Origin of the sequence: Actinomadura soli (assembly GCF_005889715.1) — a bacterium.
GTDB classification, from domain to species: domain Bacteria; phylum Actinomycetota; class Actinomycetes; order Streptosporangiales; family Streptosporangiaceae; genus Spirillospora; species Spirillospora soli.
The window spans coordinates 40,593-53,427 of the sequence record NZ_VCKW01000021.1 but is presented as its reverse complement, the minus strand read 5'-3'; the positions used below and the strand labels follow the sequence as shown (position 1 = coordinate 53,427).

Sequence of the window (12,835 nt, the reverse complement as noted above, 5' to 3'; positions counted from 1 at the left end):
CTCCCGGACACCGCCACCAACATGTACGCCGCCGCCGCCCGCAAGCCCTAACCGCTTCCTTCCGCCGAGAACCAGACCGGCCCATAGCCGGGCGACAGAACAGCTACGTCGTGGGATGAGTTCAAGTCCTCTGCCGCGGGAAGCGTGCTGGTACGAGACCTGGCGGCGGTGGCGCGATGCTGTAGCCTATACAGGATTGTATCGAATATTTCCTGCAGACGATGTGGGGCGGACGATGCGGCTTGGACGGCGGCTCACCCAGTACGCGCACGGTGGCGGTTGCGCCTGCAAGATCCCGCCGGGGGAGCTGGAAGAGGTGGTGGCCGGGCTCGGCGCGGCCGGCGACCCGGGCGGGGACGGGGATCTGATCGTCGGGCTCGACTCCGGGGACGACGCCGCCGTCGTCCGGATCTCGGGCGACATGGCGGTGGTGGCGACGGCGGACTTCTTCACGCCCGTCGTCGACGACCCGTACGACTGGGGGCGGATCGCCGCCGCCAACGCGCTGTCGGACGTGTACGCGATGGGCGGCCGTCCGCTGGTGGCGGTGAACCTGCTGGCCTGGCCGCGGGAGGTGCTGCCGTTCGAGCTGGCGCGCGAGGTGCTGCGCGGCGGGCGGGACGTCGCCGTCCTCGCCGAATGCCACCTCGGCGGCGGGCACAGCGTGGACGACCTCGAACCCAAGTACGGCATGGCCGTGACGGGGATCGCGGAGGCCGGGCGGCTGCTGCGCAACGACCGCGGGCGCGCGGGGACGCCGCTGTCGCTCACCAAGCCCCTCGGGCTCGGGGTGCTGAACAACCGGCACAAGGCCACCGGTGAGGTGTTCGAGCAGGCGGTCGCCGTCATGACGGAGCTGAACAGGGACGCCGCGGCCGCGGCGCTGAAGGCTCAGGCCACCTGCGCGACCGATGTCACGGGGTTCGGGCTGCTGGGTCACCTGTACAAGCTGGCGCGCGCCTCGGGTGTCTCGGCGGTGGTCGACGCGGGGGCCGTCCCGTACGTCGACGGCGCGCGGGAGGCGGTGCGCGACGGCTTCGTCAGCGGAGGCACCCGGCGCAACCTTGACTGGGTCGCGCCGCACATCGACTTCGGCTCGGCCGACGAGGACACCCGGCTGCTGCTGGCCGACGCGCAGACGTCCGGCGGGCTGCTGGTCGCCGGTGAGGTGCCGGGCGCGCCGATCGTGGGAGAGCTGGTCTCCGCGGGCGACCACAGCCTCGTCATCCGCTGAGCCCGGCGACTGTTCTTTATCCGTTCACACGTGCGCTCTACGAACAATTCCCCCCTGTGGAGGTGCCAGTTGGCCGGTCAGGAAGCGGTACGGGTTCCGGGACGGTGGAACCCCTGGGCGGCGCTCGCGCTCTTCGGCGCGGTCGCCGCGGTGGGCCTGCTGTGGGCGAAGTGGCTGCCCTACACCGAGAAGGTCGGCGGGCTCCTGGACACCCCGGAGTGGTCGGGCGGCTCCATCCTCGACAAGGCCGGGGAAGCCGGCACGGGCCCGTCGCTGTCCGGCGGCTGGGAGTTCACCGGGTCCTACTTCGAGTCGGTGTGGAAGGCGATGGTCGTCGGCCTGATCGTCGCGGCGGCGGTGGAGGCGCTGGTCACCCGCCGCTGGCTGCTGCGCCTGCTCGGCAGGGGGCGCGGCCCGTACCGCGACTCGCTCGTCGGCGGGCTGCTGTCGCTGCCGAGCATGATGTGCACGTGCTGCACCGCGCCGGTGGTCACCGCGCTGCGGCGGCGCGGAGCGTCCACCCCGGCGGCGCTGGCCTACTGGGTGGGCAACCCGACGCTCAACCCGGCCGTGCTCGTGTTCCTGGCGTTCGTCGCGCCGTGGCAGTGGACGTTCACCCGCCTGGCCGTCGGCGCGCTGCTGGTGTTCGTGGTGACCGCGCTGGTGAGCAGGCTCGCGCCCCGCGACACCGGTGTGCCGATCCCGAACGCGGCGGACGAGGAGGCCGATGACGTCGCGCTTCGCGATGCTCCGCGCCGGTTCGGCCGGGCCCTGCTGCGCATGTCGGTCACGCTCGTGCCCGAGTACCTGGTCGTGGTCCTCGCGCTCGGCGCGTTCCGCGGCTGGCTGTTCCCGCTGGGCGGCTCGGCCGCCGAATGGGGCGTGGCGGCCGTCCTGCTCGCGGCGGTCGTCGGCACGCTCGTGGTGATCCCGACCGCCGGTGAGATCCCGATCGTGCAGGGGCTCACGCTGCTCGGCGTGGGCGCGGGCGCCGCCGGGGCGCTGCTGATCGCGCTGCCCGCGCTGAGCCTGGTGTCGATCGTCATGGTGGGACGCGCGCTGTCCTGGCGCGTCACGTTCGCGATGGCGGCCTCGGTGGCCGGGTGCGCGCTGCTCGCGGGCGCCCTGCTCTGGGCGATCAGCTAGCCGCGGGCTCCTGCTCGGCCGCCCGCTGGCGCTGGAGGCAGCGCATCCGGCGGCGGCCGGGCAGGAAGAGCGCGGGCACGACGGCGGCGGCGAGAGCGCAGGTCGTGGTGAGGAAGACGTGGTTGTAGGCGTCCTGTGCCCGGGCGATCTCGGCCGCCGTGTGCGGGCCCTCGGGCGACACCGAGCCCAGCGCGGCGACCAGCAGCGCGGCGAGGAACGCCGTCCCGACGGCGCCGGAGATCTGGCGGTTGAGGGCCGTCAGCGACGACGCCTGCGCGACGAACCGGCCCGGCAGGACGTTCATCGCCGCGACCGTGGTCGGCATCATGGAGACCCCCATGCCGAGCCCCTGGACGATCAGCACGGCCAGGATCCAGCGCGGCGACGTGTCCGGGCTCAGCCGGGCCAGCGCGAACGTCGGGACGGCCATGACGACCAGGCCCGCGACCACGGGGACGCGGGAGCCGATCCGGTCGGCGAGCCAGCCGCCGAGCGGCATGGTCACGGCCACCGCGACCGCGGCGGGGGACAGCAGCAGGCCGACGTCGCGCGCCGTCATGTCCCGGATGACCTGGAACTCGACCGGGAGGTAGGTCAGCCTGGCGTACTGCGCGAGGGCGTTGATGAAGATCACGATCATCGCCGCGGTGAAGATCGGGAACGCGAACATGCGGAAGTCGATCAGCGGGTCGGGCCGCCGCAGCGACCGGCGCACGAGGACGGCGAGCGCCGCCACCGCGGCCCCCGCCGTCACCAGGCCGGTCGCGGTCAGCCCGTGCGCGGGCACGTGCCGGGAGACCAGCACCAGGGTGATCACGCCGGCCGCGGCGAGCACCCACCCGCCCCAGTCGAGCGGACGGGCGGCACGGCGGCCCGTGTCGTGCGGCAGGGCGAGGCCGAGCAGCAGCCCGACGACCGCGACGGCCGTCAGCAGCAGGAAGATCCAGCGCCAGCTCGCGGCGGTCACGACCCAGCCGCCGAGGGGCGGCCCGAGCGCGGGCGCGGCCATCATCGCGATGCCCCAGACGCCGAGCGCGAGGCCCCGGCGGTGCGGCGGGAACATCTCGTACACCATCGCGGTGGCCAGCGGCATGATCGCGCCGCCGCCGAGGCCCTGCACGATCCGTCCGCCGATCAGCAGCGTCATGGTCGGCGCGACTGTGCAAATGACGGACCCGGCGGCGAACGCGGCGATCGACAGGTTGTAGACGCGGCGCCGCCCCCACCGGTCGCCGAGCCCGCCCACCGCGGGTTGGACGACGACGATCGCGACGAAGTACGCGCCGATCACCCAGTCGGGGCTGATCCGGGCGCCCGCGCCGAGGTCGCTCGCGATCGGCGGCAGCGCGATGCCGAGAACGGTGAGGTTCAGCGCCACCGCGTAGGTGCCGAAGAGCAGGACGGCGGTGACGATCCACGGACGGCCCCGGCCGCCCTCGGAACGCCCCTTCCACCTGTTCGTCATGCGTACGGCTGTGCTCAGCAAGAACATACGGCCACCCAGGTCACGAAATCAACGTCTGACATACTCTATTTTCTATTGACATGGATGATTTCGTATATGATCCTGGGTCCGTTGGATCTGGGAGGCGAATCCGGTCTGGTGACCGGCTCGGTCTTCAAAACCGCAGAGGCCCGGACCACCGGGCCTGGCGGGTTCGATTCCCGTCCGCCTCCGCCATCGAGAGCCACCCGCGATTGAGAGCCACCGCCAGCCGACTCCGGACGGAGGAGCTCAGATGAGCCGCAAGATCACAGTTCTCAACCCCGAGGGCAGCGCACCCGAGGTGGACGGGAAGTCACTCGCCCCCCGGCCGACCGGCCTCGACGGCGGGACCCTCTTCCTCGTCGACGTCGGCTTCGAGAACTCGGGCGACTTCATGGACCAGCTCCAGGCGTCGCTGCGGGAGCGCCGGCCCGAGGTCGCGACCGAGATCGTGCACCTGCGGACGCCGTTCGACCCCGTCCCGGACGTGTACGAGCGGATCAGGAACGAGGGCTCGGCCGCCGTCCTCGGCGTCGGCCTCTGAAGCACGTGCGCGCCGGCGGTCGCCGGCCACGCCACGCGCCTCGAGTCCGAGTACCGCGTCCCCACCGTCTGCGTCCACGCCGAGTCGTTCGCCCGGCTGGTCACCTCGACCAGCAGGCTGGCGGGCGTCCCCGGGCTGCGGCACACGTTCGTGCCCGCGCCGGTGCCCGGCCGCACCCCGGCCGAGCTGCGCGCCTACATCGAGGGCCCCGACCCGCTGTCGGGCGAGCAGGTGCTCCGCGCGCTGATCGACGGCCTGTCCAGGCCGCTCAGCGACCGGGACATGGACGGCGTCGCCTTCGAGCGGACCCGTGACCGGCTGATCGAGCCCGGCGCCGAGGAGGACCTGCAGCGGCTCTTCCAGGAGAACGGCTGGACCGACTCGCTTCCCGTGGTGCTGCCGACCGAGGAGCGGGTGGCCGCGGTGCTCGCCGGGACGAGCCACGCCCCCGACGAGGTGGTCGGCACGATCCGGGCGGCGACGTCGCGCGACTTCTGGTCCTTCACCGTCGAGCAGGCCGCGGTCAACGCCGTCATGGCCGGGGCGCGCCCGGAGTACTTCCCGGTCGTCCTCGCGCTGCTGGCCAGCGGCTACACCGCACGGCACAGCAGCATCTCGTCCATCGGGCAGATGGTCATGGTGAACGGGCCCGTCCGGCACGAGCTCGGGATGAACTCCGGGATCGGCGCGCTCGGCCCGTACAACCACGCCAACTCCACGATCGGCCGGTCGTTCGGGCTGGGGTCGCAGAACCTGCAGGGCGGCTCGGTCCCGGGCGTCAGCTACGTCGGGACGATCGGCAGCCCCTTCTCGCTGACCAGCCTCACCTTCGCCGAGGACGAGGAGCACAGCCCATGGGAGCCCTACCACGTCCAGTACGGCTTCGAGCCCGGCCAGAGCGCGGTGACGATCTTCGCGCCCGTCCGGTCCCTGATCACCGCGCCGAGCGGGGTCCGGGAGGACTGGCGGGAACGCGCGTCGGTGCTGTTCGGCTCGATCCGGGCGGGCGGCGGCGCGATCCTGCTCGCCGACCCGCTGGCCGCCCGCGCCCTCGCGGAGCGCGAGGGCTTCACGGAGAAGAAGGCGCTGATCGAGTGGCTCGCCGCCAACGCGCGGATGCCGGCGCGGCGCTGGTGGGGGCAGGCGCTGCAGGACATCTTCTACGGCAACCGCGCGCGTGACGGCGTCGAGCCCTGGGCGAGCTATCTCAAGGCCGATCCGGACGAGCTGATCCCGGTCAACGAGCCCGACGACGTCCACGTCGTCGTGGCCGGAGGCCGGACCGTGGCGGTCTGGAGCGTGCTCGAAGGGTGGGCGAACCGCCGCTTCGGCAGCGCGCTCTCCGGCCGCACCCTGGCGATCGACCCCTGGCGATGACGCCCTGACCCGACCCCTGACCCCGCACCGACCTCCCGACGAGCCCGGAACGACCGGCGCCACCCCCGCACGGAAGGTGAAGGAAGATGAGACACCACCGAAGAACACGGCTCGGCTGGAAGGCGGGCGCCGGTGCCGGAGCGCTGCTGCTGGCGGCCACCGCCTGCGGGGGCGGGGACGGCGGCTCGTCCGGCGGCACGGTGACCCTCCGGATGTACTCGACGACGACCACTGAGCCCGCCTTCTCGGTGCTCATCGACGGCTTCCACAAGAGCCAGTCGAAGATCAAGGTCAAGGCGGAGTTCATCCCGTCGGCCAAGGTCGGCCAGGTCACCACCACCATGATGCAGGCCGGGAACCCGCCGGACCTCATCGTGGCGAGCCCCGGCTCGGGCGGCGGCTCGAACGGTCTGTCGGTGCACCGGCTGGCCGAGGCGAACCGGCTGGCGGACCTGTCCGCCCGGCCGTGGGCCACCGACCTGCCTGAGCTGCTCAAGCCGACGGCGCAGTTCGAAGGCAAGACCTACAGCCTGATCCTCGGGGTCTCCACGCAGTTCCTCAACTACACGACCACCGACTTCGAGAAATGGAAGGTCGAGCCGCCGAAGACGTTCAAGGAGCTGCTGGACATGTGCGGCATGATCAAGTCGAAGGGCATGTACGCGATGGCGTCCGGCGCCGCCGACATGGCGGGCAACCGGATGCGGATGCAGGTGTTCAGCGCCGCGAACGTCTACGCCCTGGAACCCGACTGGGACAAAAAACGGGCCGCCGGACAGGTCAAGTTCCAGACGTCCCCGGGCTGGAAGAAGACGTTCCAGCAGGTCCAGGACCTGGTGACGCACGACTGCTACTACCCCGGCTCGGCCGGGCGCACCACGGAGGAGGCGCGCAAGCTGGGCGCGTCCGGCAAGACGACGATGGGCATCGGCCCGTCGATCGCGGCGGCGTACCTGTCCAAGGCCAACCCGGACCGCAAGTGGGCGGCGGCCGCGGTGCCCGCCGGGGACACCGCCACCCCGAACCTGCCGCTGGAGGTCTCCGGGATCTCGGTCGCCAAGCGGGCCGAGCACGTGGACGAGGCGATCGCGTTCCTCGACTACCTGGCCGCGCACCGCGACGTCTACTCCAAGAACAGCGGGGCGTTCTCCCCGGCGATGATGGCGAAGGGCGAGCTGCCCGACTTCCTCAAGCCGCTGGAACCGCTGGCCAAGCAGAACAGGTTCAGCCTCGCCGCGAGCACCATGTGGCCGAGTGAGGCCCCCGCCCAGGTCGCCTACAAGTACATGACGGGCCTGCACAACAACACCCGTACCGTCGACGACATTTTGAAGGCCATGGACCAGGCGTGGGACAACGGCAAATGACGGAAAGGACGACGAAGAAGAAGCACGCGGACACGTCGGCGCTTCCGCCCCTGGTGGTCGCCGGCGGTCCCGGCGGCGAGGACGAAGGCCCCGGTGCCGTCCGCTGGTGGCGGCCCCGTTGGCTGACCGGCCGGAACTCCGGGCCCGCGGGCGGCGCGCGCAAACCGCCCTGGTTCCTGGCCATGCTCGGCATCGCCTTCCTGATCGGGATGCACTTCCTCGCGCCGCTGTCGGGCGGCGTCTACGCGTTCACCGACTGGGACGGCTTCAACACGGCCACGTTCATCGGCTGGGACAACTTCCGCGAGATCATGGACTCGTCGGTCCAGCGCGGCGCGCTGCTGCACACGTTCGTGCTGGCGGGGTCCTATCTCGTCCTCGTCAACGTGGTGGGCCTGGTGCTGGCCCTCGCGCTGAACCGGACGCTGAAGTCCCGCAACTTCCTGCGGATGGTGTTCTTCGCGCCCGCCGTGCTCAGCCCGCTGGCCGTGTCCTACATCTGGCAGTACATGTTCACCTACGACGGCGCGATCAACCGGATGCTCGGCGGGATCGGCCTGGACGGCCTGCGCCGCGAATGGCTGGGCGACCCGTCGACCGCGATCTGGTGCGTGCTCGTCGTCATGGTCTGGCAGCACGCCGGCCAGGCGATGATCATCTACCTGGCCGGGCTGCAGGGCGTCGCGGACGAGCTGGAGGAGGCGGCGGTCATCGACGGGGCGCGGCTGTGGATGCGGCTGCGCCGCATCACGCTGCCGCTGCTGGCGCCCGCGTTCACCATCGTCTCCACGCTGATGCTGATCTCCGGGCTGCGGGTCTTCGACCAGGTGTTCGCGCTCACCGGCGGCGGGCCCGTGTACTCCACCGAGACCCTGGCGACGCAGGTCTACCAGCAGACGTTCGTCGAGGGCAGGTTCGGGTTCGGCGCGTCCATCGCGATGGTGATGACCGTGCTGATCTCCATTCTGGGAATCGCCAACATGATGTATCAGCGCAGCCGGGAAAGGCGGTTGTAAATGGGTGCCTTCCGGTACACCTCGCGGTCTTTCGTCCGCGAGGTCGTGATGATACTGGCGGCGCTGCTGTTCGCGATGCCGCTCTATTTCCTGATCGCCATCTCGCTCAAGACCGACCAGCAGCTCACGCTGGAGCCCATGAAGCCGCCGCTGGCGGACCCGGAGTGGGGAAACTACGCCGACGCGTGGTCCAGCGGCGGCACCACGGGCGGCATGGGACGCGCGTTCCTCAACACCCTGATCATCACGGTGGGGAGCGTGGTCTGCCTGGTCCTGGTGTCGTCGCTGACCGCGTACGTGATCGCGAGGCGGACGTCCAGGCTCAGCAACGGGCTCTACGTGCTGTTCGTCGTCGGCTTCATCATGCCGGCGACGCTCGGGCTGGTGCCGATCTACGTGGTCATGCGCGGCGCCGGGCTCCTGGCCACCTACCACGGGATCATCATCCTGCACACGGCGGGCATACTGCCGTTCGCGGTGTTCCTGTACGTGGGGTTCATCCGCGCGCTGCCCACCGAGTACGAGGAGGCGGCGCAGGTCGACGGCGCCGGGATGCTCCGCACGTTCTTCAAGGTCGTCATTCCGCTGCTGCGCCCGATCACCACGACGGTGGCGATGCTGTCCGGGCTGATCGTGTGGAACGACTTCTTCCTCGCGCTCATCTTCATGAGCGGCAGCTCGATCGGGACGCTGCCGATCGCGCTGAACTCGTTCGTCAACGAGAACTACACCCAGTGGAACCTTGTGTTCGCGGGCGCGACCATCGCCATTCTCCCCATGCTGTGCGTCTTCGTCGTCGCGCAGCGGCAGTTCGTCCGGGGCCTGGCCGGCGGAATTCGAGGCTGAATATGGGAACGATCGACATTCGCGGGCTCGGCAAGGTGTACCCCGGTGGTACCCGGGCGCTCCGCGACCTCAATCTGGAGATCGCCGACGGGGAGTTCATGATCTTCGTCGGCCCGTCCGGCTGCGGCAAGACCACCGCGCTGCGCATGATCGCCGGGCTGGAGACCATCGAGGAGGGCGAGATCAGCATCGGCGGGACGGTCGTGAACCGGGTGGAGCCCCGCAAGCGCGACGTCGCCATGGTGTTCCAGAACTACGCCCTCTACCCGCACATGACCGTCTACGACAACATCGCCTTCCCGCTGCAGTGCGAGGGAAAGCGCAAGCAGGAGATCAAGGAGCGGGTGGAGGAGGCCGCGCGCCTGCTCGGCCTGGGCGAGCTGCTGAAGCGCAAGCCGCGCGCCCTGTCGGGCGGCCAGCGGCAGCGGGTCGCGATGGGGCGGGCGATCGTCCGCAAGCCGCAGGCGTTCCTGCTGGACGAGCCGCTCTCCAACCTGGACGCGAAGCTCCGCATGCAGATGCGGGCCGAGCTGTCGACCGTCCAGCGGACGCTCGGCGTCACGACCGTCTACGTCACCCACGACCAGGTCGAGGCGATGACGATGGGCACCCGCATCGCCGTCATGCGCAACGGCCTGCTCCAGCAGGAGGGCACGCCCGAGCTGGTGTACGACCGGCCGAGCAACATGTTCGTCGCGACGTTCATCGGCTCGCCCGGCATGAACCTGCTGAGCTGCCCGCTGGTCGCCGACGGCCCGGACGACCTGCGCTGCGTGGTCGGCGACCAGCGGATTCCGGCGCCGAAGGAGCTGCACGGGGCGCTGGAGCGCTTCGCCGGGTCGCAGGTCGTGGTGGGCGTCCGTCCGGAGAAGCTCACCGACGCGCCCGCGCATGCCAGGCACGGGGACGCCGCCGCCGGACGGCTGCGCGGCGAGGTCACCGTCGTGGAGATGCTCGGGCACGAGCGGCTGGTCCAGGTCGAGGTGCCCGGCGAGCCGGTCGCCGCCGACCCCGAGCTGGAGAACATCCGGCGCCCTCCGGACGGCCGGCGGAACGGACGCCCGACACCGGGCACGGCCAACGTCTACGCGCGGTTCTCGCCGTCGTCCACCGTGAAGCCGCTGGAGACCGTCGACATCCCGGTGAACCCGGCCGACCTGCACTTCTTCGACCCCGAGACCGGTGAGGCGATCCGATGACGAGCGAGGACGGCTTCGAGGTCCTGATCGCGGGCGGCGGGGTGGCCGGGCTGACCGCCGGGCTGTTCGCCGCCCGCGCGGGCCGCCGGACCGGGCTGCTGCTCGGCGACGACATCGGCGGCGGCCACCTGCTCAGCGTCGGCAGGATCGAGGACTTCCCCGGCTTCCCCGAGGGCGTGGCGGGCTTCGACCTGTGCCCGATGCTCCAGGAGCAGGCGCAGGACGCGGGCGTGGAGTTCGTGACGAGCGGACTCAACGCCCTCACCCCATCCGATGGCGCCTGGACGGCCACCACCGGCGACGGCGAGATACGCGCGGGCGCGGTCGTCGTCGCGACCGGGTCGGCGCTGCGCGAGCTGGGCGTCCCGGGCGAGGCCGCGCTGCGCGGACACGGCGTGTCCGACTGCGCGACCTGCGACGGGCCGCTGCACCGGGGCAACACCGTCGCCGTCGTCGGGGGCGGTGACTCCGCGCTGCTGGAGGCGCTGGAGCTGACCAACCACGTGGGCAAGGTGCTGCTGCTGCATCGCGGCGAGAGCCTCGGCGGGCAGCACACGTACGCGAAGCGGGTGCTGGAGCACGCCTCGATCGAGGTCCGGCACTCCACGGTCGTCGAGGAGATCCTCGGCGACACGGTCGTCTCGGGCGTCCGGGTCAAGGACACCGGCACCGGCGAGACGGCGGAAGAGAAGGTCACCGGTGTGTTCGTGTATGTGGGCCTGCGGCCGCGTACCGACGTCCTGCGCGACCTGCTGGCGCTGGACGACGACGGCCGGGTGCCGACGGACGTCGCGATGCGCACCGTCCTGCCAGGGCTGTTCGCCGCCGGTGACATCAGGACCGAATCGGCGGCGCAGGCGGTCACGGCCGCGGGTGACGGCGCGACCGCCGCGCTGGCCGCGCACCGCTACCTCGCCGACCCCGGCCGCACCTGGCCGGTCCCCCAGCCGAGAGGAGCCTCCGCATGACGATCAGCGTGTACGACCCGCGCGGATACCCGCCCAAGGTGGAGGGACGCTCCCTCGCGCCCCGCCTGGAGAGCCTCGACGGCAAGGTCGTCTACCTGGTGATCGCGCCGTTCGACAACACCGACGTGTTCATGGAGCGGCTCGCCGCGTGGTTCAAGGAGAACCGGCCCCAGGTGGAGACGCGGATCGTCGCCACCGAGGCGTTCGGGCAGGACTCCCCGGCGATGCGGGCAGAGATCGAGGCGTCCGGCGACGCGGCCGTCGTCGGACTCGGTCTTTGAAGCACCTGCGCCCCGACGGTCGTCGGGATAGCGGCGGAGCTCGAACGCTCTGGAGTGCCCACCGTCGGCGTGCACGCGCGGCAGTTCCGCAGGATCGCCGCCAACGTCGCCAGGACGAGGGGCATGCCGCGCATGCGGCAGGCGTACCTTCCGGGCGCGATCTCCGGGCGGTCGGCCACCGAGCTCACCGGGTACATCGAGGGAACGGACGCCGTCAGCGGCCGTCCGTTCATGGACGAGCTGCTCGACGCCCTCGCCGGGCGGCTGGACGAGGAGGACCTCAGGGGAAGCGCGTACGAACGGCCGCGGCAGCAACTCGTCGAGGCAGCCGACGAGCGGGCCGCGCACGCGCTGTTCCTGGAGAACCGCTGGACGGACGGGCTGCCGATCGTCCTGCCGACCGAGGAGCGGGTCCGGGAGATGCTCGCGGGCACGTCCCGCCGCCCGGACGAGGTCGTCGGACGCCTCGCCCCCGCCAAGTTCCGGGAGCGGTGGGAGTTCACGGTCGAGAAGGTCGCCGTCAACGCGGTGATGGCAGGAGCGGGGCCGGAGCATTTCCCGATCGTCCTGGCGCTGGCGTCCAGCGGGGTCACCGCGCGGATGAGCAGCCTCACGTCGATGGCGGCGATCGCGATCGTCAACGGCCCGATCAGGCTGGAGGCGGGGATGAACACCGGGATGGGCGCGATGGGCCCGTACAGCAGGGCCAACGCGACCATCGGACGGGCCTACGGGCTGCTCTCGCAGAACCTGCAAGGCGGGTCGGTGCCCGGCGAGACCTACATGGGCACGCTCGGCAACAACTACGCCTACACCGCCGCGTTCCCCGAGAACGAGGAGGACAGCCCGTGGGAGCCGCTGCACGTCCAGCACGGCTTCCGCCCGGACGAGAGCGCGGTGAGCCTCTTCCTCGGCGGCTGGTACACGATCTCCGGCGCCTCTCCGCGCCGCAGGCACTGGGAGGAGATACTGCGCGGCGCGCTGCGGGCCTGCGACCCGGCGTTCGCGCCGCTGGTGGTGATGGACCCGACGGCCGCGAACGACTTCGTCGAGGCCGGGTTCCCCGGTAAGGACGACGTCCGCGCGTGGCTGGCCCGCAACGGCCGGATGTCCGCCGGCGAGTACTGGTCGAACGGGGTGGTGCGGGCGATCCTCCGGCCGCTGGCGCTGGCGGGGGAGGAGCCGCACGCCACGAGGTACCGGGCGTCCGGCGACGAGCCCGTCGAGATCTACGACGCCGGTGACATCAACATCGCGGTCATCGGCGGCGGGACCGCGAACGCGTCCAAGCTGATCGCCGCCCGCTACGAGACGACCGTCCCGGTCGATCCCTGGCGCTGAGGGGGAACAGCCATGATCGCCGAGCCGCCC

General features: G+C 71.2%; 10 protein-coding genes and 1 tRNA gene. 10 read left to right on the top strand and 1 reads right to left on the bottom strand.

The features are described 5' to 3' along the window. The first annotated feature begins 235 nt into the window (after window positions 1-235). Together selD and ETD83_RS06415 are read left to right on the top strand one after the other, a co-directional pair. Window positions 236-1,234, top strand: a complete 999-nt coding sequence (selD, locus tag ETD83_RS06420) for a selenide, water dikinase SelD (RefSeq protein WP_138644122.1) — start codon at window positions 236-238, stop codon at window positions 1,232-1,234. Between the two features lie 69 nt (window positions 1,235-1,303). After that, window positions 1,304-2,380, top strand: coding sequence for a permease (locus ETD83_RS06415; protein WP_138644121.1), 1,077 nt, complete (start codon window positions 1,304-1,306; stop codon window positions 2,378-2,380). Here ETD83_RS06415 and ETD83_RS06410 read toward each other — a convergent pair. Next, complete coding sequence (locus ETD83_RS06410; RefSeq protein ID WP_171064050.1) at window positions 2,373-3,845, bottom strand: DHA2 family efflux MFS transporter permease subunit; 1,473 nt, start codon at window positions 3,843-3,845, stop codon at window positions 2,373-2,375. The two genes, ETD83_RS06415 and ETD83_RS06410, sit on opposite strands and share 8 nt — an antisense overlap. 120 nt (window positions 3,846-3,965) lie before the next feature. Between ETD83_RS06410 and ETD83_RS06405 the strand changes: the two genes are divergently transcribed. The 8 genes from ETD83_RS06405 (at window position 3,966) to ETD83_RS06360 (ending at window position 12,805) form a co-directional block, all read left to right on the top strand. Next, window positions 3,966-4,061 (top strand) — tRNA-Sec (locus ETD83_RS06405). 58 nt (window positions 4,062-4,119) lie between these two features. Continuing rightward, window positions 4,120-5,787, top strand: coding sequence for a UGSC family (seleno)protein (locus tag ETD83_RS06395; RefSeq protein WP_456236744.1), 1,668 nt, complete (start codon window positions 4,120-4,122; stop codon window positions 5,785-5,787). 86 nt (window positions 5,788-5,873) lie between these two features. Continuing rightward, window positions 5,874-7,154, top strand: coding sequence for an ABC transporter substrate-binding protein (locus ETD83_RS06390; protein WP_138644117.1), 1,281 nt, complete (start codon window positions 5,874-5,876; stop codon window positions 7,152-7,154). Then, entirely contained in the window at window positions 7,151-8,170 is a 1,020-nt protein-coding gene (locus ETD83_RS06385) for a carbohydrate ABC transporter permease (protein WP_205717517.1), read from the top strand. The genes ETD83_RS06390 and ETD83_RS06385 overlap by 4 nt, the downstream gene beginning before the upstream one ends. Further along, window positions 8,171-9,016: a carbohydrate ABC transporter permease gene (locus ETD83_RS06380; RefSeq protein ID WP_138644116.1), complete on the top strand. Its 846-nt coding sequence runs from the start codon at window positions 8,171-8,173 to the stop codon at window positions 9,014-9,016. 2 nt (window positions 9,017-9,018) lie between these two features. Then, window positions 9,019-10,215 (top strand): ABC transporter ATP-binding protein, encoded by a 1,197-nt coding sequence (locus tag ETD83_RS06375; protein WP_138644115.1) that lies wholly within the window; start codon window positions 9,019-9,021, stop codon window positions 10,213-10,215. Then, the gene (locus ETD83_RS06370) at window positions 10,212-11,183 is read left to right on the top strand and encodes an NAD(P)/FAD-dependent oxidoreductase (protein WP_138644114.1); all 972 of its coding nucleotides are present in this window, start codon (window positions 10,212-10,214) and stop codon (window positions 11,181-11,183) included. Before ETD83_RS06375 ends, ETD83_RS06370 begins: the two co-directional genes overlap by 4 nt. Then, on the top strand, window positions 11,180-12,805 hold the full coding sequence (locus ETD83_RS06360; protein WP_456236743.1) for a UGSC family (seleno)protein: 1,626 nt from the start codon (window positions 11,180-11,182) through the stop codon (window positions 12,803-12,805). Before ETD83_RS06370 ends, ETD83_RS06360 begins: the two co-directional genes overlap by 4 nt. Window positions 12,806-12,835 lie beyond the last annotated feature (30 nt).

Coding starts and splice junctions, on each gene's coding strand:
- ETD83_RS06370 (WP_138644114.1), top strand. CDS start 10,212: ATGACGAGCGAGGACGGCTTCGAGGTCCTGATCGCGGGCGGCGGGGTG.
- selD (WP_138644122.1), top strand. CDS start 236: ATGCGGCTTGGACGGCGGCTCACCCAGTACGCGCACGGTGGCGGTTGC.
- ETD83_RS06375 (WP_138644115.1), top strand. CDS start 9,019: ATGGGAACGATCGACATTCGCGGGCTCGGCAAGGTGTACCCCGGTGGT.
- ETD83_RS06410 (WP_171064050.1), bottom strand. CDS start 3,845: ATGACGAACAGGTGGAAGGGGCGTTCCGAGGGCGGCCGGGGCCGTCCG.
- ETD83_RS06390 (WP_138644117.1), top strand. CDS start 5,874: ATGAGACACCACCGAAGAACACGGCTCGGCTGGAAGGCGGGCGCCGGT.
- ETD83_RS06380 (WP_138644116.1), top strand. CDS start 8,171: ATGGGTGCCTTCCGGTACACCTCGCGGTCTTTCGTCCGCGAGGTCGTG.
- ETD83_RS06385 (WP_205717517.1), top strand. CDS start 7,151: ATGACGGAAAGGACGACGAAGAAGAAGCACGCGGACACGTCGGCGCTT.